A 20,055-nucleotide genomic window follows, 5' to 3' on the forward strand; every position below is an offset into this window, starting at 1 on the left:
ATGTCCAGCATCAACGACCTGTTCAGCAAGGTCAGCGTCATCAATATCGGCCTCGAAATGTTCAAGGACGATATCGAGAAGCAGGGCGGCAGCGCCGTCCACCTCGACTGGCGCCCGCCGGCGGGCGGCAAGCCCGAACTGATCGACGCGCTCGAAGCCCTGGCGCGGCCCGAGATCGCGGCGCGCATCGAGAAGGCGAACCAGGAGGCGGTCGAGCGCATCCTGAAGTCGCAGCCCGTGCTGGTCGGCTTCGGCCCGGCGCTGGAGGTCGTGCCCGGCATGACCAAGACGACCATCCTGCATGCCGGCCCGCCGATCACCTGGGAGCGGATGTCCGGCCCGATGAAGGGCGCGGTCACCGGCGCGCTGGTCTTCGAGGGGCTTGCCAAGACCCTGGAGGAAGCGGCCGCGCTCGCGGCCTCTGGCGAGATCACCTTCTCGCCCTGCCACGAGCATAACTGCGTGGGCTCGATGGCGGGCGTCACCTCGGCCTCGATGTTCATGCACATCGTCAAGAACAAGACCTATGGCAACGTCGCCTACACCAATCTCAGCGAGCAGCTCTCCAAGATCCTGCGCATGGGCGCCAATGATGAGACCGTCATCGCCCGGCTGAACTGGATGCGCGACGTGCTCGGGCCGATCCTGCGCGAGGCGATGCAGATTGCCGGCGAAATCGACCTGCGCCTGCTGCTCTCGCAGGCGCTGCACATGGGCGACGAGTGCCATAACCGCAACGTGGCCGGCACGACGATCCTGATCCAGAAGCTCGCGCCCTTCATCCTGGAGACCTCGTTCACGACGGCCCAGAAGCGCGAGGTCTTCGATTTCGTCGCCAGCAGCGACTATTTCTCCGGCCCGACCTGGATGGCGATGTGCAAATGCGCGCTCGACGCCGCCCATGACGTTGAACATTCGACCATCCTGACGACGATGTGCCGCAACGGCGTCGATTTCGGCATCCGCATCAGCGGCGTGCCGGGTTTCACCTGGTTCACCGGCCCGGCCCAGAAGGTCATCGGCCCGATGTTCGCCGGCTACAAGCCGGAGGATTCCGGCCTCGATATCGGCGACAGCGCCATCACCGAGACCTATGGCATCGGCGGCTTCGCCATGGCGGCGGCGCCGGCCATCGTGCCGCTCGTCGGCGGCACGGTCGACGAGGCCATCGGCTTCTCGGTCCGCATGGCCGAGATCACCACCGCCGAGAACCCGAACGTCACGGTGCCCCTGCTCAACTTCAAGGGCGTGCCGACCGGCATCGACATGCGCAAGGTGCTGCAGACCGGCATCATGCCCGTGATCAACACCGCCATCGCCCATAAGGAAGCCGGCATCGGCATGATCGGCGCCGGCATCACCTATCCGCCGATGGAGGCTTTCGAGAAGGCTCTGCTGGCTTTCGCACGCCAGGAAGGCGTCGCGGGCTGAAGACTGCCGCGGGCCGCCTCTCGCGGCCCGCGTTCCGCACCAACGAACAATTTCAACATGCGTTGCGACCTGCCGGCCGGCGCGTGGGAGGAGGATTCATGACTTCGATCGACGCCGTTCCGGATCGCCTGATCATCGCCATCGGCGGCAACGCCATCCATCCCGAGGGCATCCGCGGCACGGCTGAGGAGCAGGGGCAGCTCGCCGCCGAGACGGGCGCCGCCCTGTTGCCATTGATGGAGCTCGGCTCGCAATTGATCATCACCCATGGCAACGGCCCGGTCGTCGGCAAGATGCTGCTGCGCCATGCCATTGCCCGCCATCGCGTCGCGCCGATGCCGCTCGACATCTGCGTCGCCCATAGCCAGGGCGGCATCGCCTATCTCCTGACGCAGGCGTTGGAGAACGCGCTGCGCGCCAAGGGCAATCCGCGCGAGGTGACCTGCGTGCTGACGCAGGTCGAGGTCGACCCGAACGACCCGGCCTTCCAGAACCCGTCGAAGCCGATCGGCTATTTCTATACGGAGGAGGAGGCCAAGGCGCTGAGCGCCGAGATGGGCTGGCTGATGAAGGAGGATTCCGGCCGTGGCTGGCGCCATGTCGTGCCTTCGCCGCTGCCGCAGCACATCGTCGATTTCGACCTCGTGCAGGCGCTGGCGGAGAAGGGCGCGGTCGTGATCGCGGGCGGCGGCGGCGGCGTGCCGGTGGTGCGCCAGCCCAACGGCCAGAGCCGCGGTGTCGAGGCCGTCATCGACAAGGACCGCACCACCGCCAAGATGGCGAACCTGCTCGACATCCCGGACATGATCATCCTGACCGCCGTGCCGCGCGTCGCCGTGCATTTCGGCAAGCCGGAGCAGCGCTTCCTCGATCGCGTCAGCCTGTCCGAGATCAAGCGCCTGCATGAAGAGGGGCATTTCCCGCCCGGCAGTATGGGGCCGAAGATCGACGCGGCCGTCCAGTTCATCGAAGGCGGCGGCCGGCGCTGCATCATCGCGCGCATCGAGGATGCGGTCGCGGCGCTCCGCGGCGAGGCCGGCACGCAGATCGTCTCCGACGAGGCCTTCGCGGCGGCGGCTTGAATTTCTTCGACGCTTGTCGCGTTTCTCGGAACCTCGCCGTCATCCCGGGGCAAGCCCGGGATGACGGTGTGTTTCCGAGGATAAGGAACAGCCTCGGGGCAAAAGATCTGGAGCGGGCCGCCGGGCGACCGGCGGCCCTTTTTCATGCTGCCGGCCATCTACCGGTCGGCAAACGAAAACGGCGCCGCGAAGCCTGAAGCTCCGCGACGCGCTGACGATACGGGATTGGCCGTCAGGCGATGGGCTGGGTCAGTTCGCCGTGGCGCGCGACGATCCTGCCGCGCTTGACGACGGTGCGGTCGGCCGGGCGCTCGACGATGGCTTCGCAGATCGTCTCACCCGGCAGGATCACGAGATCGGCGATGCAGCCGACATCGAGGCCGTAATCCGCGATGCCCATCGTCTTGGCGCCCTGATAGGTGCAGACGTCGAGCGCCAGCTCCATTTCCTCGTCGCGGCGGAAATTGTTGCGCAGGCCGACCAGCGTCGCCCGCTCCAGCATGTCGCCCATGCCATAGGGATTCCAGCTGTCGCGCACGCCGTCCGAGCCGCCGCTGATCACCACGCCGGCCTTGAGGCAGGCCATGACCGAGGGGGCGGGTGAGGACGCCGGTGCGGTGGTGACCAGTGCGATGCGCTCCTTGGCCAGGTCCTCCATCAGGCGGCGGACATAGTCGGCATCGGGCATGCCCAGGCAGAAGGCGTGGCTGATCGCGACCTTGCCCTGCATGCCGAGTGCGCGGGTGCGCTCGATGATGAGCTCCATCGAGAAGGCGCCGACCTCGCCACGCTCATGCAGATGGATGTCGAGTGGGCGGCCGTATTTTTCGGCGAGGCCGAAGATCGCGTCGAGATGACCCTTGGGGTCGCGGTCGAGCGTGCAGGGATCGAGGCCGCCGACGACATCGGCACCCATCGCCATTGCCTGGTCGAGCAGCTCGAGCGTGCCCGGCCGGATCAGCATGCCGGATTGCGCGAAAGCGACGATCTCGACATCGATCACGTCCTTGAGGCGCTCGCGCATGGCCATGACGCCCTCGATGCCGGCCAGGCCGACCTCCGTGTCGACGTCGACATGGCTGCGGATATGGGTGGTGCCGAGCTTGACCATCTGGGCGACGAGCCGGCCGGACTGGCGGTCGGCGTCGATGCCGAATTCGCGGCGGTTGCGGCGCTCGGTCTCGATCTTGTCGATCAGGGCAGGGCCGGCGGTGTGCTTGTGCCAGCCCATGCCCCAGAAGCTCTTGTCGAGATGGGTATGGGCCTCGACGAGACCGGGGATCATCAGGCGACCGCCGGCATCGAAGGTTACGTCCGCCCCGGTTGCGCCGGCGCCGATCGCCGCGATGCGCCCGTCACGGACCAGCACGTCCGTCGTCGCGCCGCCGGCGGGGCGGACATTCCGGATCAAGAGGGTATCAGTCACGAGGCATCTCCTTCTTCCAGACCGGCCCAAGCCGGCTTCTCAACGTCGATGACGGTTTTGGCCGGCCGGATCATAGGACCAGCCCGCCGCAACCGTCGGCATAAAAGGCGCCCCGCCGGTGTCGCACGGCGGGGCGAGTTGTCCACGGGGAGTGGGGCGTACCGAGCTTGGCTCCCGTGGAGGCGTTCAGGACTTACACCCGCTTGCGCAGGCGCGGATCGAGGGCATCGCGCAGGCCGTCGCCGAGCATGTTGATGGCGAGCACGGTGATCGAGAGGAACAGCGCGGGGAAGAAGATGATGTAGGGCTTGATCTGCCAGAGCGCCCGGCCCTCGGCCATGATGTTGCCCCAGGACGGGGTCGAGGGCGGCACGCCGGCACCGATGAAGGAGAGCGCCGCCTCCGCCAGGATCGCGACCGCGCAGATATAGGTCGCCTGGACCGCGATCGGCGCGAAGGTGTTGGGCAGGATGTGGCGGAAGATGATCCAGGGAACGCTGGCGCCGCAGGAGCGGGCTGCCTCGACATAGGGCTCCTCGCGCAGGAACAGCACGACGCCGCGGATGAGACGCACGACGCGCGGCGTCTCGGCGATGGTGACCGCCAGGATGACGTTCCAGATCGAGGCGCGGTTGAGCGCGATCAGCGCGATGGCGAGCAGGATCGAGGGGATCGCCATCAGCCCGTCCATGACCCGCATGACGAAGGCGTCGAAGCGGGGCAGGAAGCCTGCGAAGACGCCGATCAGCACGCCGAGGATGGTCGAACCGATCGCGACCGAAAAGCCGACGATGAGCGAGACGCGGGTCCCGTAGAGCACGCGGGAGTAGAGATCGCGGCCGAGCATGTCGGTGCCGAACCAGAACGTGGCCGAGGGCACCTTGGCGCGGTCGAAAGCCGAGATCGCCGTCGGGTCACGCGTGCCGAGCCAGGGCGCGAGCAGGGCGATCAGGATCAGGAGGGCAAGCACGGCGGCGCCGCAGGCGATGCTTGGGTTGCGGAAGAGCTGCCCGAGCCGGCTCTGCCGGCCGCCGCGCGGCGCGACGTCGGAGGTGATGGCGGTCAATAGCGGATCCTCGGATCGAAGACGGTATAGAGCATGTCGACCAGCAGGTTCACGAGCACGTACATGAAGCTGAACAGCAGGATGACGCCCTGGATGACGGGGTAGTCGCGGCGCAGGATGGCATCGACGGTCAGCCGCCCGAGGCCGGGAATGGCGAAGACGGTCTCGGTGACGATGGCGCCGCCGATCAGCAGCGCGACGCCGCTGCCGATGGTGGTGATGATCGGCACCGAGCAGTTCTTCAGCGCGTGCTTGAACAGGATCTTGCGCTCCTCGGCCCCCTTGGCGCGGGCGGTGCGAACGTAGTCCTGGGCCAGCACCTCCAGCATGGTGGCGCGGGTGATGCGGGCGAGCAGGCCGATATAGACGCTGCCGAGCGCGATCGCCGGCAGGATCAGGCTGCGGACCGCCGGCCAGAGGCCGTTGGACATCGGCACATAGCCCTGCACCGGCAGCCAGCGCAGCTGCAGGCCGAAGACGAAGGCGAGCAGGTAGCCGACGACGAAGGAGGGCACCGAGAAGCTCAGCACGGCGAAGACCATGACCATGCGGTCGCTCGCCGTGTTGTGCTTCCAGGCGGCGATCACGCCGATCGGCAGCGCCAGTGTCACCGAGACGACGAGCGTCATCAGCATCAGCAGATAGGTCGGTTCCAGGCGCTGCACGATCATTGCTGCGACCGGCTGGTTGGTGAAGAGCGAGAGCCCGAGATCGCCGCGCAGCAGGTTCCAGACCCAGTTCCCGAAGCGGATCGGGAACGGGTCGTCGAGCTTCAGGGCGACGCGGATGCGGGCGATGTCGGCCGCTGTCGCCTGGTCCCCGGCCATGATCGCGGCGGGATCACCCGGCGCGAGATAGAGCAGGCCGAAGACGAACAGCGCGACGAAGACCATGACCGGCAGCGCTGCGAGCAGCCGGCGCGCGATATGGGAGAGCATGGGCCCTGTCTCAGCCCTTGGCGGTCATCGTGAAGAAGAGCGGCCGCTGGAGCTGGATATCCGTCACGTTGCTCCGGTAACCGCTGACGGTGGCGAAGCCGCCGAGCGGGATATAGGGCACGTCGATCAGGGCCTGCTTCTGGATCTCCTCGCAGATCTTCTTCTGCGTCGCGACATCGGGCGCATCGAGCCATTGCTGGCGCAGCTCCTCGAGTCGCGGCGCCGTCGGCCAGCCGACCCAGGCGTCGTTGCCGTTGCCGCGCAGGCCGATATGGCCGACTGGGTTGAAGTTGCTCATGCCGGAGAGAGCGGTGAGGAAGACGTTCCAGCCGCCCTTGTCCGCGGGCTCCTTGCTGAGGCGGCGCTGCATCAGCGTGCCCCAGTCCATGGCCTGGATGTCGACGTTGAGGCCGACCTTCTTCAGCGTGTCGGCGGCCAGCAGCGTGCAGGGATGCGTCCAGGGGTAGTCGACGGGATCGAGCACCACGACGCGCTCGCCGTTATAGCCGGCGGCCTTGATCTCCTCGGCCGCCTTCTTGACGTCGCGCGGGCTGGTGAAGGCCTCCAGGCCGATTGTGGTCGTCATCGGCGAATCCGGGCTGAAGAAGCCGACGCCGGATTGCCAGAACTCCTTGTTCTCCTCGCCGAAGGTGCCGGACATGATCGCACGCTGGTCGAAGGCCTTGAGCAGCGCCCGCCGGATCACCGGGTTGTTGAAGGGCGGCTGCAGGTGGTTGAAGCGCATCACCGCGAAATTCGGCGTCGTGCGCGGCAGCAGGCGGATATTGGGATCGGCCTTGAGCACGGGCAGGAAGTCCGCGCCGACCATCTCGATCATGTCGATCTCGCCGGCCTGGAGGGCGGCGGCGGCGGTCGAGGCGTCGGGGATGATGTTCCAGACGATCTTCTCGAAATGCGCGATCTTGGGACCGGCCGTGTAGGTCGGTGCGAAGGAGTCGCTGCGTGGCTTGTAGCCGGCAAATTTCTCGAAGACGGCCTTGGAGCCGGAGACCCACTGCTCCTTGGCGAAGCGATAGGGGCCTGAGCCGATGCTCTCGCGGATCTGCTCGGTCGGCGAGGTCATGGCGATGCGTTCCGGCATGATCGCCGGCATGTTCGAGCCGCTGGTGGCGAGCGTCATCGGCAGCAGCGGGAAAGGCTTCTTCAGCTTGAACTGGAGCGTGCGGTCATCGACCGCGGTCATCGTGTCGACGACGCCGAGCAGGGCCGCGCCCATGAAGTCGCGCTTGCCCCAGCGGTTGATGCTGGCGACGCAATCCTTGGCCAGGACCGGCGTGCCGTCATGGAATTGCAGCCCGTCGCGCAGCTTGATCGTCCATTGCAGCTTGTCGTCTGAGATGACATGGCCCTCGGCCATCTGCGGATGGACGTTGTAGTCCTTGTCGAAGCCGTAGAGCGTGTCGAAGACCAGATGGCCATAGACCTGGACGATGGTCGAGGTGCTCCAGACGGGGTCGAGAATGTTCAGGTCGGCTTCGGGAATATAGCGCAGTTCCTTCTTGCCAGCCGCATGCGCTGGCGCAGTGAAGAACGGAGTCAATTGCGTAAAGACGGCCGACTGAGCGGCAATCTTGAGGAAATCGCGCCTATTCATGTTTCATCCCTGATGTTGCCGGGAAGTTGATTTGGTTTCGACCAAGCCTGTGGGACCGCGCGCCGGCAGCATCCACTGTCGACGGCATCGGCATCGTCAAGGGAGGTCGAGTATTATGCCCCGGAATTGTTATATTATTCGGGTTTTATGATGAGGCGATCTCCCCGATTTTCAAATTAAATCATCCAATTATTATCATGCAGGAATTGAATGGGGAGGCATGGCAATCCGGGCCCCGGGGGGCGTTTGGCCGCTTCGGCCTCGTCGTGGCTCCGCTGTCATTCCGGGGCTTCGCGTCAGCGAAGAGCCCGGAAGCCATGAACACGACGGTGATTGAGAAACGCAGCCAAACGGGTGCCTTGATGAGCGACTGTAGTGTTCATGGGTTCCGGGCTCGGGCCTTGCGGCCCGCCCCGGAATGACGGCGTGGGTCCGTGTCAAACTAGCGGACGCTAGAAGGTCGGCGGCGTGCAGGCACTGACGATCTCGCAAGCGACCGGGCCGACGCAGCGGAAACGGTGCGGGCGGGTGCTCTCGAAATAATAGGCGTCGCCGGGGCCGAGGATGCGACGCTCCTCGCCGACGGTGAGCTCGATCCGGCCGGCGAGCACGACGCCACCTTCCTCGCCCTCATGGGTCAGCAGCACGCGGCCGGTATCGGCGCCGGGCTCGTAGCGCTCCTTGATGATCTGGAGGGCGCGGCCGAACAGGTTCTCGCCGACCTGGCGGAAGGAGATGCCGCCCTTGCCGATCTCGACCAGCTCTTCGGCCTGGTAGAAGACCTGCCGCGGCTTCTCCGGCTCGAAGGCGAAGAACTCCGACAGGCTGATCGGGATGCCGTCGAGGATGCGCTTGAGGACGCCGACCGAGGGGTTCACCTCGTTCGCCTCGATCAGCGAGATCGAGGAATTGGTCACGCCGGCCTGCTTGGCGAGCGCGCGCTGAGACAGGCCCCGCTGCATCCGGACATATCTGAGACGGGCTCCGACATCGATATGCATCGCCGGCCTGTTCCTGCTGTTCTGAATCTTGAACGTTACCCAGATCAGTCCATATTTTTCAAGGGATTAAAGCGACACTGAAACAGACTTGTTGCGCTGACGAAAACATGAGCACTGACGGGCCACAAAGGGAGGCCGTCATGACCGTCAACACCAAGCCGTCCGCGCTGCAGAACGCCCGTTCGCTCGATGCCTTCTGGATGCCGTTCACCGCGAACCGGCAGTTCAAGCAGGCGCCACGCCTGCTCGCCAGCGCCAGCGGCATGCATTACGCCACCGAGGATGGCCGCAAGGTCATGGACGGCACCGCGGGCCTGTGGTGCTGCAATGCCGGCCATGGCCGCCGGCAGATCAGCGAGGCCGTCTCGCACCAGATCGCCGAGCTTGATTTCGCGCCGGCCTTCCAGATGGGCCATCCGATCGTGTTCGATTTTGCCGAGCGGCTCGCCGCCATCGCCCCGGGCGAGGGCGCGAACAAGCTCGACCGGGTGTTCTTCACCGGCTCTGGGTCGGAATCGGTCGATACCGCGCTCAAGATCGCGGTCGCCTATCAGCGCGCCATCGGCCAGGGCACGCGGACCCGCCTGATCGGGCGCGAGCGTGGCTATCACGGCGTCGGCTTCGGCGGCATCTCGGTCGGCGGTCTCGTCAACAACCGCCGCGTCTTCCCGCAGCTGCCGGGCACCGACCACTTGCGCCATACCCATGATCCCGCACGCAACGCCTTCACCCGCGGCATGCCCGAGCATGGCGCCGAGCTTGCCGACGATCTCGAGCGGCTGGTCGCGCTGCATGGCGCGGAGACGATCGCGGCCGTCATCGTCGAGCCGATGGCCGGCTCCACCGGCGTACTGCTGCCGCCGAAGGGCTATCTGCAGCGCCTGCGCGAGATCGCGACGAAGCACGGCATCCTGCTGATCTTCGACGAGGTCATCACCGGATTCGGGCGTCTCGGCACGCCTTTCGCCGCCGATTATTTCGGGGTGATGCCGGACCTGATGACCACGGCCAAGGGCCTGACCAACGGCGCGGTGCCGATGGGCGCGGTCTTCGCCAGCCGCAAGGTGCATGATGGCCTGATGACCGGGCCGGAAGGCATGATCGAGCTGTTCCACGGCTACACGTATTCCGGCCATCCGGTCGCCTGCGCGGCGGGCCTTGCGACGCTCGACATCTATGCGGACGAGGGGTTGCTGACGCGGGCGGCGAAGCTCGCGCCGGCCTGGGAGAACGCGATGCATTCGCTGCGCGATGCCCCGCATGTGATCGATATCCGTAATCTCGGTCTCGTCGCCGGCATCGAGCTTTCCTCGCGCGACGGCGCTGCCGGGGCGCGCGCCTATGAGGTCTTCGTCGACTGCTTCGAGAAGGGGCTGCTGATCCGCGTCACCGGCGATATCATCGCGCTGTCGCCGCCGCTGATCGTCGAGGAGGACCAGATCGGCGAGATGGTCGAGACGCTGCGCGGCGCGCTGAAGCGGGTGGCCTGACGGTCCTCAGATGCGGCGGCGCGGAATCGCCGTCGCATAGGTGTTCAGCGAGAGCAGGTGGCGGTCGGCGCGCTGGAGCGCGGCGAGCGCTGCCGTGCGGTCCTTGTTGGCGAGCAACCCGCAGAGCACCTCGGAGATCGCCAGCGCCGGCGCCAGCGTGTGGAAGAAGCTCTGGCTTTCGGTCGAGCAGAGGATCGTGAGATCGGCGAGCCCAACCAGTGGCGAGACCTCGCTATCGGTGATCGCGACGATGCCGAGCCCCTTCTCGCGGGCGAGCTGCGCCAGCTCCAGGCTGTGCAGGGCATAGGGGTTGATCGAGATGGCGAGCAGGACATCCTCAGCGCCCGCCCGGATCAACCCGTCGCCGACGGTGTCGGCCGGGCCGTCGAGATGGGTCGTCTTCTCGCCGAGCAGCGTCATCACGTAATGGAAATGCCAGGCCACCGAATGGCATGAGCGCAGGCCGAGCACGAAGATGCGGCGGGCTTGCGCCAGCCGGTCGGCGGCGGCGGCGAGGCGTTCGAGCGAGGCCGGCTCCGTCAGGCGCGCGATCTGGGCGGCGAGGCCCTGCAACATGCGGCGCGACAATTGCGCCGCCGCCATGTCTTGCTCGTTCTCCTCGGTCTGCATGGCGCGGGCCGCGAAACCGTCGACGCGGAAGCGGATCGCCTCGGCATGATGGGCGCGGATGTCGTCATAGCCGGCAAGCCCGAGGAACTTGGCGAGCCGGGTCATGGTCGAGGGCTGCACGCCGGCATTGCGCGCGAGTTCGCGCATCGAGACCAGCGCCACCTCCTGTGGATGCTCTATGATGTAGCGCGCCGCCTGCCGCAATTGCGGGGACATGCCGTCGAAGAGGCTGACGATGCGCTCGCGCAAGGGATCGGCCTGCAACATTTGAATCGCGCCCTTCTCTGTCCGATCGCGACCATTCCCGCGCGGCGGACGGATTTCAAACGGTTTCTCGGCTTTCCCTCAGCCTAAGAGGCTGTTGCGCCGGATTGTTCCGTTGCAACGATTTAGAAGTCAATCGTTTCGTTTTTGTATCATATAAAACAAATGTTGCATCTCTGCGCGAGGCGTGTCATGAGGCTGCGCGCCGCGGCGGTCTGTCCGCACCATTCCGGGAATGCCGAGATGACCAGGATTCTCCATCGCTCGATCGGCGGCCGCCTGCCGCAAGCCGTCGCGGGGCAGGGTGTCTTCATCACCGACGCGGACGGGCGCAGCTACATCGACGGTTCCGGCGGCGCCGCCGTTTCCTGCCTCGGCCACGGCCATCCCGAGGTCATGGCCGCGATGCAGGCGCAGATGGACCGTATCGCCTACGCCCACACGTCCTTCTTCACCACCGATGTCGCGGAGGAGCTGGCCGAGCGGCTGGTCGCGCTGGCGCCGGAGGGGCTCGACTACGTCTATCTCGTCTCGGGCGGCTCGGAGGCCGTCGAAGCCGCCATGAAGATGGCGCGGCAGTATTTCGTCGAGATCGGCCAGCCGCAGCGCCGGCATTTCATCGCGCGCCGGCAGAGCTATCACGGTAACACGCTGGGCGCTCTTGCCGCCGGCGGCAATGCCTGGCGGCGGGCGCAGTTCCAGCCGATCCTGCCCGAGACGCACCATGTCTCGCCCTGCTACGCCTATCGCGACCAGAAGGACGGCGAGACGCCGGAGGCCTATGCCACCCGGCTTGCCGACGAGCTGGAAGCCAAGATCCTGGAGCTTGGCGCGGATGAGGTCATCGCCTTCATCGCCGAGCCGGTGGTCGGCGCGACGCTCGGCGCGGTCGGCCCGGTCGCGGATTATTTCGCCCGCATCCGCAGCCTCTGCGACAAATACGGCGTCCTGCTGATCCTTGACGAGGTGATGTGCGGCATGGGCCGCACCGGCACGGTGTTCGCCTGCGAGCAGGAGGGCATCTCGCCCGACCTCGTCACCATCGCCAAGGGGCTGGGCGGCGGCTACCAGCCGATCGGCGCCGTGCTGCTCTCGGACAAGATCTACCGCGCCTTCGCCGAAGGCTCCGGGCTGTTCCAGCACGGCCACACCTATATCTGCCACCCGATGGCGGCGGCGGCGGCGCTCAAGGTCGTCGAGCTGATCTCGCAGCCGGAGATGCTGGCGAATGTCCGCCTGATGGGCGAGCGCCTGCAGGCCGGGCTCGACGCGCGGCTCGGCCAGCATCCCCATGTCGGCGATATCCGCGGGCGCGGCCTGTTCCGCGGCATCGAGATCGTCGCCGACAAGGAGACCAAGGCGCCCTTCGACCCGGCGCTGAAGATCCATGCCCGGATCAAGAAGGAAGCGATGGCGCGCGGCCTGCTGTGCTACCCGATGGGAGGCACCATCGACGGGCGCTTGGGCGACCATGTGCTGCTGGCGCCGCCTTACATCATCAGCCCCGAAGAGATCGACCAGATCGTCGAGCGGATCGCCGGCGCGATCGACGCAGCGGTCAAGGGCTGATGCCGGCATGACGCTCCGCATCGCCTTCGCCGGCTTCAATCTCGAATCGGTCACGGCCGTTCCGCAGATCGTGGAGCTGGCGGAGTTCGAGCGCGTCTGCGTGCGCGGCCGGGAGCTGACGGAGCGGTTCCGCGGCACCAATACGGTGCCGGGCGGCTGCCTGAATATCTGCGAGGCGGAGGGCGCGGAATTCGTGCCGCTGTTCCACACGCTGCTCGGCGCGCTTGGGCCTACGGCGAATGAGGCTGTCGCGCACTACACCAGCGAGATCATCTCAGGGCTCGCCCGCAGCGGCCCGCTCGACGGTGTCATCCTGTTCCTGCACGGCGCCTGCTGGGCAGCGGGATATCCCGATGTCGAGCGGCACGTCATCGACGCGGTGCGCGCGGCCTTCCCGGCGCTGCCGATCGCCGTCGCACTCGACTATCACGGCAACATCGATCGCGAGACGTTGCGCAGCGCCGATATCGCCGTCGCCTATCGCCATTCGCCGCATATCGACATGGGCGAGACCGGCGAACGGGCGGCCCGCGCCTTGATCCGCTTGCTGCGCGAAGGGCGCCGGCCCGGCCTCGCGGTGGCGCGGCCGGATGTCGTCATTCCCTCGATCATGTCGGCGACGGCCTTGGAGCCGCTGGCCTTGATCATCGCCGAGGCGCGCGCCGCCGAGCAAGCGGGCGATTGCGACATCTCGATCATGGCCGGCTTCTCCTATGCCGACAGCGCCAATACCGGCATGTCGGTGATCTGCCTGGACTGGACGGGGCAGGAAGCGGCCGAAGCCAAGGCGCAGGCCTTTTCGGATCGTCTGCGCGCAGCGCGCGCGGCGATCGCAAACGCCATGCCGATCCTGAGTGCCGCGGAAGCGCTGGCCGATATCGCCCGGAAGCCCGCGCAGGGCCGGCCGATCGTGCTGCTCGAACATGCCGACCGGATGAACGACTCGACCCATCTGCTGCAGGCGTTGCTCAAGTGCGATGTCGGGCGGGTCAATGTGCCCTTCCTGGTCGATCCGGAGACGGCGGCTCAGGCACATGCAGCGGGGGAGGGCGCCGAGATCAAGGTCGCGCTCGCCGGCAAGACGGCGCCGGAGACCGGCGGGCCGGTCGAGGCCGTGGCGCGGGTCATCTGGTCGGGCCCGAAATCCTTCAACGTCTCCGGGCGCTACCAGCGCGGCTCATTCGTCGATCTCGGGCTCACCGCGCTCCTCCAGATCGGGGCGATCCGCGTCTCCGTGGTCTCGCATTTCGCCTTCGCGGTCGATGGCGATCCGTTCTTCATCTTCGGCGAGCGGCCGGAGGATTACGACGTCATCCTGCTGCGCTCGAAGACGCATTTCCGCGACTATTACGAGCCGATGGCCGACCGCATCCTCGTGGTCGACACGCCCGATCTCGGCCCCGCCGATGTCAGGCTGATCCCGTACCGCCAGCTCGATACCGCCAGGGCCTATCCGTGGAGCGACGCTCCCGCCTGACGACGCTCGACCCATCCAAGCAACCAAAAAACGAGGGGATAACAATGACGTTTCGGTTCAAGACTTTCGGGGCTGCCGCGCTGGTCGCGGGCTCCCTTTCCGCGATGCCGGCCCTGGCCGAGACGACGCTCAATGTCGTCATGCAGGCGCCGCTTCGCTCGCTCGACCCGATCCTGAGCACGGCCCAGATCGTGCGCACGCACGGCTTCATGGTGTTCGACACGCTGCTCGGCATGGACGCCAAGTACAACCCGCAGCCGCAGATGGCCGACTATGCCGTCTCCGCCGACAAGCTGACCTATACGCTGACGCTGCGCGACGGCCTGAAATGGCATGACGGCACGCCGGTCACGGCCGCCGATTGCGTGGCATCGCTGAAGCGCTGGGGCGAGAATGACGGCGCCGCCCGCACGATGATGGCGCATGTCGCCTCGATCGAGGCGACCTCCGACAAGGTGCTGGTGATCAAGCTGGCCAAGCCCTTCGGGCAGGTGCTGGAGCTTTTGGCCAAGCCCTCGCCGGTGCCGCCCTTCATGATGCCGAAGCGCCTCGCCGAGACGCCGGCTGGCAAGCAGGTCACCGAGATGGTCGGCTCCGGGCCGTTCCGCTTCGTGGCGGAGCAGTACCGGCCGGGCGATCAGGCCGTCTATGTCAAGAACAAGGACTACAAGCCGCGCGCCGAGCCGATGAGTTGGACCGCCGGCGGCAAGGTGATCAATGTCGACAAGGTCGTGTGGAAGGCGATGCCGGACATGCAAACCTCGATCAACGCGCTGCAATCCGGCGATGTCGATTTGATCGAGCAGGTGACGATCGACCTGCTGCCGCTGCTCAAGGCCAATGACGAGATCAAGACCGGCGCCATCAACGCGCTGGGCAGCCAGGTGACCGGCCGCTTCAACCATCGCCTGCCGCCCTTCGACAATCCGAAGGTTCGCCAGGCGGCGATGTATGCGCTGGACCAGGACCAGCTCATGCAGACCGCGATCGGCGACAGCCAGTATTACAAGCTCTGCGCCTCGGTCTACGGCTGCGACGTGCCGCTCGCCTCCGATGCCGGCGCGGACTACCTGAAGGGCAGCGCCAAGGAGCGCATGGCCAAGGCGAAGGAGCTGCTCAAGGCCTCCGGCTACAACGGCACGCCGGTGCTGATGATGCAGCCGACGGACCTGACGATCCTCTCGACCCAGCCGATCGTCGCGGCCGAGCGGCTGCGCGAGGCCGGCTTCAAGGTCGATGTCGCCTCGATGGACTGGGCGACGCTGCAATCGCGCAAGAACGGCTGGCAGCCGGTGGCGCAGGGCGGCTGGAACATGTTCTTCACCTATTGGGGCGTGTCTGGCATCTGGAACCCGACCGTGCATGCGATGCTCGACGCCTCCGGCGCCGACACCGCCTGGTCGGGCTGGCCGAAGAGCGCCCGCGTCGAGGAATTGCGCACGGCCTATATCACCGCCGCGACCCTCGACGAGCAGAAGAAGATCGGCCGGGAGATCCAGCAGATCGCCTTCGACGAGGGCTTCTACTTCAATGCCGGCGAGTTCCAGTCCGTCGCCGCCTGGAACGCCAAGCTGAAGAACCTCCAGCCCGGCCCGATCACCCTGTTCTGGGGCGTTAGCAAGTAATCCCCGCAAGGCCGGGCGGTGATCCACCGCCCGGCCTGACCGGCCCAGTTTCCGGCATCGCCCGCTTGGGTGGATGCCCAGGCGCGTGGAGAACTCCATGGCTTCCTATTTCCTGCGCAGGCTCGCGATGGCGATCCCCGTCATGTTCTTCGTGGCGCTGTTCGTCTTCCTCTTGCTGCGATTGACGCCGGGCGATCCGGCGCAGGCCATCGCCGGTGATCAGGCGACGCCGGCGCAGCTTGCGGCCATCCGCGAGAATCTCGGCCTCGACAAGCCGATTGCCGGTCAGTTCATCTCCTGGATCGCCAACATGGCCGGGGGCGATTTCGGGTCGTCGCTGATCTCGCAGCGCCCCGTGCTGGAGATGATCGGCCAGCGCGTCGGTCCGACATTGGCGCTCGCCGTCATGGCGATGATCTTCACGGTGGTGATTTCGCTGCCGCTCGGCGTGCTCGCCGCCTGGCGCCATGGCGGCATGGTCGACCGCTTCGTCATGGCGCTCTCGGTCGTCGGCTTCTCCGTGCCGATCTTCGTGATCGGCTACGTGCTGATCGCGGTCTTCGCGGTCAACCTGAAATGGTTCCCGGTGCAGGGCTACAGGCCACTGGCCGAGGGCTTCGGCCCGTTCTTCCACCGCATCCTGATGCCCGGCCTGGCGCTCTCCTTCTTCTATATCGCGCTGGTCTCGCGGATGACGCGGGCCTCGATGCTGGAGGTGCTGCGGGAGGACTATGTCCGCACGGCCCGCGCCAAGGGATTGGGCGAGCGGATCGTGCTGTTCCGCCATGCGCTGCGCAATGCGGCGATCCCGATCCTTACCGTGGTCGGAACGGGCTTTGCCATGATGGTTTCCGGCGTCGTTGTCACCGAGACGGTGTTCAACATTCCCGGTCTCGGCCGGCTCGTGGTCGATGGCGTGCTCGCCCGCGACTATCCGCTGATCCAGGCGATCATCCTGCTGACGGCCGGCACCTATGTGTTGATCAACCTGCTGATCGATCTCTCCTATGCCCTGACCGACCCGAGGATCCGCTACCAATGAGCGCTCCGTCGAACCCCGCGCAGGGTGCGCATCCGCGCCGCCGCCTGCTCGACAATCCGCCGCACTGGACGACGGTGCTCGCCGTTGTGGTGCTCGTCGCCGTGATCGTGATGGCGGTGTTCGCGCCGCAGCTCGCCAATTTCGAGCCGACCAAGCTCAACGCCGCGATGCGTCTGAAGCCGGCCTCCGACACCTATTGGCTGGGCACGGATTCCTTCGGCCGCGATCTCTATTCGCGCGTGGTCTATGGCGCGCGGGTCTCGCTGCTGGTCGGGGCGGGCGTCGCCATCGGCGCGATCGTGATCGGACTGCCGCTCGGCCTGATCGCCGGCTGGTATCGCGGCATCGACGGCGTGCTGATGCGGATGATGGACGGGCTGATGGCGATCCCCGGGATCCTGCTCGCCATCGCCATCGTCGCGCTGGTCCGGGGCGGGCTGGTCACCGTCATCATCGCGATCATGATCCCAGCGATCCCGCAGGTGGTGCGCCTCGTCCGGGCGCGGGTTATCGCGGCGCGCGAGGAGACCTATGTCGATGCCGCCGTGCTGCTCGGCACCCGGCCGGGCAAGCTGATCCGCAAGCATCTGCTGCCGACGACGATCGCGCCATTGATCGTGCAGGGTACCTATATGTACGCCTCCGCCATCCTGACCGAGGCGGCGCTCTCCTTCCTCGGCGTCGGCATCGGCACCGAGGTTCCGAGCTGGGGCAATATCATGGCCGAGGGGCGGCTCTATTTCGCGATCAATCCCTGGCTGGTGTTCTGGCCGGCGATCGTGCTGTCGCTCTGCATCCTCTCGATCAACTTGCTCGGCGACGCGCTGCGCGACCGGCTCGATCCGAAAATGCAGGGGAGGGCTCCGTGATGGCGACCGCCGCGACCCAGCCCGTGCTCTCCGTCCGCGACCTCAAGGTCGCGACGCGGGGGCGCCAGCCCAGCGACATCCTGAAGGGCATCAGCTTCGACATCCATCCCGGCGAGACGCTCTGCCTCGTCGGCGAATCCGGCTCCGGCAAGTCGGTGACCTCGCTGGTCGCGATGGACCTGCTGCCGCGCGACGAATTGCGCGCGACGGCCGGCACGGTCAGACTCAATGGCGAGGATATCCTGACCGCGACGCCGGCCCGGACCAAGGCGCTGCGCGGCGCCGAGATGGCGATGATCTTCCAGGAGCCGATGACCGCGCTGAACCCGGTGCTGACCATCGGGCTGCAGATGGACGAGGTCTATTGGGCCCATACGAAGATGCGGCCGAAGGAACGCAAGGAAGCCGCGCTCGCCGCATTCGAGGCCGTGCATCTGCCTGATCCCCCGCGCATCTATGACAGCTATCCGCACCAGCTTTCGGGCGGGCAGCGCCAGCGCGTGATGATCGCGATGGCGCTCGCGCTCAAGCCTAAGCTGCTCATCGCCGACGAGCCGACGACCGCGCTCGACGTCACCACGCAGAAGCAGATCCTCAGCCTGATCCGCGAATTGCAGGACAAGCAGAATACCGCCGTCCTGTTCATCACCCATGACATGGGCGTGGTCGTCGATATCGCGGACCGGGTCTGCGTGATGCGCCGCGGCGAGATCGTCGAAACCGGAGCGGTCGAGCAGGTGCTGAGCCGGCCGCGCGAGGCCTATACGCGCGACCTGCTGCAATCGGTGCCGTCACTGACGCCGCGCGCCCCGCGCGCATCGGCTGGGGGCGAGACGGTGCTGGAAATCCGCAATCTCGAGAAGACCTTCAGCTTCGGCTCGCTGCTTGGAAAGCTGATGGGTCGCGAGAGCCGCAGCGTGCGCGCGGTGAAGGATGTCAGCTTCGGCCTGGCGCGCGGGCGCACGCTCGGCATCGTCGGCGAAAGCGGATCGGGCAAGTCGACAGTGGCGCGCTGCCTGATGCGGTTGGAGCATCCGACCGGCGGCGAAATCCGCGTCAACGGGCAGGACATCGCCAACCTGCAGGGCCAGCAGGCTCTGGCGCCGGCGCGGCGACGCGTGCAGATGGTGTTCCAGGACCCGAACCGCTCGCTCAACCCGCGCCTGCGCATCGGCGAGAGCCTGATCGAGGGGCCGCTCAATCTCGGCGAGGATCGCGAGACTGCGCTGAAGCGTGCGGGCGAACTGATGGAGGTGGTCGGCCTGCCCAGCACGAGCCTCGAACGCTTCCCGCATCAGTTCTCCGGTGGCCAGCGCCAGCGCATCGCGATCGCGCGCGCCCTGATGATGGAGCCGGAGGTGATCGTCGCGGATGAGGCGGTCTCGGCGCTCGACGTCTCCGTGCAGGCGCAGGTGCTCGCGCTGCTGGCCGAGATCCAGGAGCGGCGTAATCTGGCGGTCCTGTTCATCACCCATGATCTGCGCGTGGCCGCGCAGATCTGCGACGAGGTGATGGTGATGCAGCGCGGCAGCGTCGTCGAGATGGGGCCGGCCGCCGAGGTTTTGGGCAGGCCGAGCCATGAGTATACCCGCGCGCTGATCAACGCGGCGCCGGGCCGGGACTGGGATTTCGCGGCCGGGCGCCGCATCGCTGGAGCGACCGCATGATTTCCGCCAGCCTCGTCCAGATGGACGTCCAGTCCCTGGCGCCGGCCGAGAATTTCCGGCGCATCCACGACTTCGTTGCGACCGAAGCGGCGAAGGGTGCGCAGCTCATCCTGTTCCCGGAGCTCGCCAATACCGGCTATGTCGAGCCTCTGGTGCCGGGTGGGGCTGTGATCAGCGATGTCCCGCATTTCGGGGCGGCGCTCTACGAGGCCTGCGCGGCGCCGGACGGCGAGGAGATCAGGGCGCTCGTCGCGCTCGCTGCGAAGCATCGCGTGCATCTCGTCATCGGGCTCGGTTTGCGCGATCCGCTTCGCGCCGGCGTGATGCGCAATGCCTCGCTGTTGATCGGGCCGGAGGGCGTGATCGGCGACTACACCAAGATCCACCAGTGGCAGAACGAGAAGCTGTTCTTCACCGGCGGCGACAGCATCGACACCTATCCCGCCTTCGGGACGCGGCTCGGCATGCAAGTCTGCTACGATATCCGCTTCCCCGAGATCACCCGCATCCTCGCGCTTCAGGGCGCGAGCATCGTGACCTCGGTCTGGGCCTCCTTCGGGGCCGAGACCGCGCCGGTCACCGACGAGGCGCTCTTCATCCACCGCGCCTATACGCGGGCGACCGAGAACGGCGTGTTCTTCCTGAGCTGCAATCGCAGCGGCAGCCGCGGCGGGCAGCGCTTCTTCGGCCGCTCCTGTGCGGTCGCGCCGGACGGCCGCGTGCTCGGCGCGCTCGACCATGATCGCGAGGACGTGCTGCGGGTCGAGATCGACCTGGCCGAGGTCGCGCGCTATCGCAGCTTTACGGGCATCTGGGCCGACCGGGCGCCCGCTCTCTACGCCAAGTACCTGACACCCTGATCC

The 20,055-nt window shown here is 66.6% G+C and carries 16 protein-coding genes; 10 read left to right on the plus strand and 6 right to left on the minus strand.

Annotated elements, in window-relative coordinates; all coding sequences use genetic code 11:
* Together AC07NY_RS03190 and arcC are read left to right on the plus strand one after the other, a co-directional pair.
* Nucleotides 1-1,431, plus strand: coding sequence for a YlbE family protein (locus AC07NY_RS03190; protein ID WP_494581762.1), 1,431 nt, complete (start codon nt 1-3; stop codon nt 1,429-1,431).
* Between the two features lie 98 nt (nt 1,432-1,529).
* The gene (arcC, locus tag AC07NY_RS03195; protein ID WP_492285428.1) at nt 1,530-2,513 is read left to right on the plus strand and encodes a carbamate kinase; all 984 of its coding nucleotides are present in this window, start codon (nt 1,530-1,532) and stop codon (nt 2,511-2,513) included.
* A gap of 232 nt (nt 2,514-2,745) precedes the next feature.
* Here the strand turns inward: arcC and AC07NY_RS03200 are convergent, their stop codons facing one another.
* From AC07NY_RS03200 to AC07NY_RS03220, 5 genes are all read right to left on the minus strand, one after another.
* A complete protein-coding gene (locus tag AC07NY_RS03200) occupies nt 2,746-3,939 on the minus strand; it encodes an amidohydrolase family protein (RefSeq protein WP_494581764.1) in 1,194 nt (397 codons plus the stop codon).
* A 193-nt stretch (nt 3,940-4,132) separates the two neighbouring features.
* The gene (locus AC07NY_RS03205; protein WP_494581766.1) at nt 4,133-5,005 is read right to left on the minus strand and encodes an ABC transporter permease; all 873 of its coding nucleotides are present in this window, start codon (nt 5,003-5,005) and stop codon (nt 4,133-4,135) included.
* Nucleotides 5,002-5,943: an ABC transporter permease gene (locus AC07NY_RS03210; RefSeq protein WP_494581767.1), complete on the minus strand. Its 942-nt coding sequence runs from the start codon at nt 5,941-5,943 to the stop codon at nt 5,002-5,004. The genes AC07NY_RS03205 and AC07NY_RS03210 overlap by 4 nt, the downstream gene beginning before the upstream one ends.
* Nucleotides 5,944-5,953: 10 nt before the next feature.
* A complete protein-coding gene (locus AC07NY_RS03215; protein ID WP_494581769.1) occupies nt 5,954-7,558 on the minus strand; it encodes an ABC transporter substrate-binding protein in 1,605 nt (534 codons plus the stop codon).
* A gap of 452 nt (nt 7,559-8,010) precedes the next feature.
* Nucleotides 8,011-8,559 carry a cupin domain-containing protein gene (locus AC07NY_RS03220; RefSeq protein WP_492285423.1) on the minus strand — a complete coding sequence of 183 codons (549 nt, stop codon included), beginning with the start codon at nt 8,557-8,559 and terminating at the stop codon, nt 8,011-8,013.
* Between the two features lie 140 nt (nt 8,560-8,699).
* On the opposite strand from AC07NY_RS03220, the gene aptA reads away from it, so the two are divergent.
* Nucleotides 8,700-10,049 carry an omega-aminotransferase AptA gene (gene aptA / locus AC07NY_RS03225; RefSeq protein ID WP_494581771.1) on the plus strand — a complete coding sequence of 450 codons (1,350 nt, stop codon included), beginning with the start codon at nt 8,700-8,702 and terminating at the stop codon, nt 10,047-10,049.
* A gap of 6 nt (nt 10,050-10,055) precedes the next feature.
* Here the strand turns inward: aptA and AC07NY_RS03230 are convergent, their stop codons facing one another.
* On the minus strand, nt 10,056-10,946 hold the full coding sequence (locus tag AC07NY_RS03230) for a MurR/RpiR family transcriptional regulator (protein ID WP_257732721.1): 891 nt from the start codon (nt 10,944-10,946) through the stop codon (nt 10,056-10,058).
* Between the two features lie 240 nt (nt 10,947-11,186).
* Here AC07NY_RS03230 and AC07NY_RS03235 point away from each other — a divergent pair, with 240 nt between their 5' ends.
* The 7 genes from AC07NY_RS03235 to AC07NY_RS03265 all read left to right on the plus strand — a co-directional run bounded on the left by AC07NY_RS03235 (nt 11,187) and on the right by AC07NY_RS03265 (nt 20,052).
* Complete coding sequence (locus AC07NY_RS03235) at nt 11,187-12,512, plus strand: aspartate aminotransferase family protein (RefSeq protein ID WP_494581774.1); 1,326 nt, start codon at nt 11,187-11,189, stop codon at nt 12,510-12,512.
* A 7-nt stretch (nt 12,513-12,519) separates the two neighbouring features.
* Entirely contained in the window at nt 12,520-13,989 is a 1,470-nt protein-coding gene (locus AC07NY_RS03240; RefSeq protein WP_494581775.1) for a M81 family metallopeptidase, read from the plus strand.
* A 44-nt stretch (nt 13,990-14,033) separates the two neighbouring features.
* The gene (locus AC07NY_RS03245) at nt 14,034-15,614 is read left to right on the plus strand and encodes an ABC transporter substrate-binding protein (protein WP_494581777.1); all 1,581 of its coding nucleotides are present in this window, start codon (nt 14,034-14,036) and stop codon (nt 15,612-15,614) included.
* A gap of 97 nt (nt 15,615-15,711) precedes the next feature.
* Nucleotides 15,712-16,656 carry an ABC transporter permease gene (locus tag AC07NY_RS03250; protein ID WP_494581779.1) on the plus strand — a complete coding sequence of 315 codons (945 nt, stop codon included), beginning with the start codon at nt 15,712-15,714 and terminating at the stop codon, nt 16,654-16,656.
* Nucleotides 16,653-17,525: an ABC transporter permease gene (locus tag AC07NY_RS03255; protein ID WP_492285417.1), complete on the plus strand. Its 873-nt coding sequence runs from the start codon at nt 16,653-16,655 to the stop codon at nt 17,523-17,525. Before AC07NY_RS03250 ends, AC07NY_RS03255 begins: the two co-directional genes overlap by 4 nt.
* On the plus strand, nt 17,525-19,192 hold the full coding sequence (locus tag AC07NY_RS03260; RefSeq protein ID WP_494583665.1) for an ABC transporter ATP-binding protein: 1,668 nt from the start codon (nt 17,525-17,527) through the stop codon (nt 19,190-19,192). The genes AC07NY_RS03255 and AC07NY_RS03260 overlap by 1 nt, the downstream gene beginning before the upstream one ends.
* Nucleotides 19,189-20,052, plus strand: coding sequence for a carbon-nitrogen hydrolase family protein (locus AC07NY_RS03265; protein ID WP_494581782.1), 864 nt, complete (start codon nt 19,189-19,191; stop codon nt 20,050-20,052). Before AC07NY_RS03260 ends, AC07NY_RS03265 begins: the two co-directional genes overlap by 4 nt.
* Nucleotides 20,053-20,055 lie beyond the last annotated feature (3 nt).

This window comes from Allobosea sp. GW821-FHT09G06 (genome assembly GCF_059416005.1).

Bases quoted from the DNA above. Each gene is read 5' to 3' on its own strand.
- AC07NY_RS03265 (WP_494581782.1), top strand. From the start codon at position 19,189: ATGATTTCCGCCAGCCTCGTCCAGATGGACGTCCAGTCCCTGGCGCCG.
- AC07NY_RS03250 (WP_494581779.1), top strand. From the start codon at position 15,712: ATGGCTTCCTATTTCCTGCGCAGGCTCGCGATGGCGATCCCCGTCATG.
- AC07NY_RS03255 (WP_492285417.1), top strand. From the start codon at position 16,653: ATGAGCGCTCCGTCGAACCCCGCGCAGGGTGCGCATCCGCGCCGCCGC.
- AC07NY_RS03190 (WP_494581762.1), top strand. From the start codon at position 1: ATGTCCAGCATCAACGACCTGTTCAGCAAGGTCAGCGTCATCAATATC.
- arcC (WP_492285428.1), top strand. From the start codon at position 1,530: ATGACTTCGATCGACGCCGTTCCGGATCGCCTGATCATCGCCATCGGC.
- AC07NY_RS03210 (WP_494581767.1), bottom strand. From the start codon at position 5,943: ATGCTCTCCCATATCGCGCGCCGGCTGCTCGCAGCGCTGCCGGTCATG.
- AC07NY_RS03260 (WP_494583665.1), top strand. From the start codon at position 17,525: ATGGCGACCGCCGCGACCCAGCCCGTGCTCTCCGTCCGCGACCTCAAG.
- AC07NY_RS03215 (WP_494581769.1), bottom strand. From the start codon at position 7,558: ATGAATAGGCGCGATTTCCTCAAGATTGCCGCTCAGTCGGCCGTCTTT.
- AC07NY_RS03220 (WP_492285423.1), bottom strand. From the start codon at position 8,559: ATGCATATCGATGTCGGAGCCCGTCTCAGATATGTCCGGATGCAGCGG.
- aptA (WP_494581771.1), top strand. From the start codon at position 8,700: ATGACCGTCAACACCAAGCCGTCCGCGCTGCAGAACGCCCGTTCGCTC.
- AC07NY_RS03230 (WP_257732721.1), bottom strand. From the start codon at position 10,946: ATGTTGCAGGCCGATCCCTTGCGCGAGCGCATCGTCAGCCTCTTCGAC.
- AC07NY_RS03245 (WP_494581777.1), top strand. From the start codon at position 14,034: ATGACGTTTCGGTTCAAGACTTTCGGGGCTGCCGCGCTGGTCGCGGGC.
- AC07NY_RS03235 (WP_494581774.1), top strand. From the start codon at position 11,187: ATGACCAGGATTCTCCATCGCTCGATCGGCGGCCGCCTGCCGCAAGCC.
- AC07NY_RS03240 (WP_494581775.1), top strand. From the start codon at position 12,520: ATGACGCTCCGCATCGCCTTCGCCGGCTTCAATCTCGAATCGGTCACG.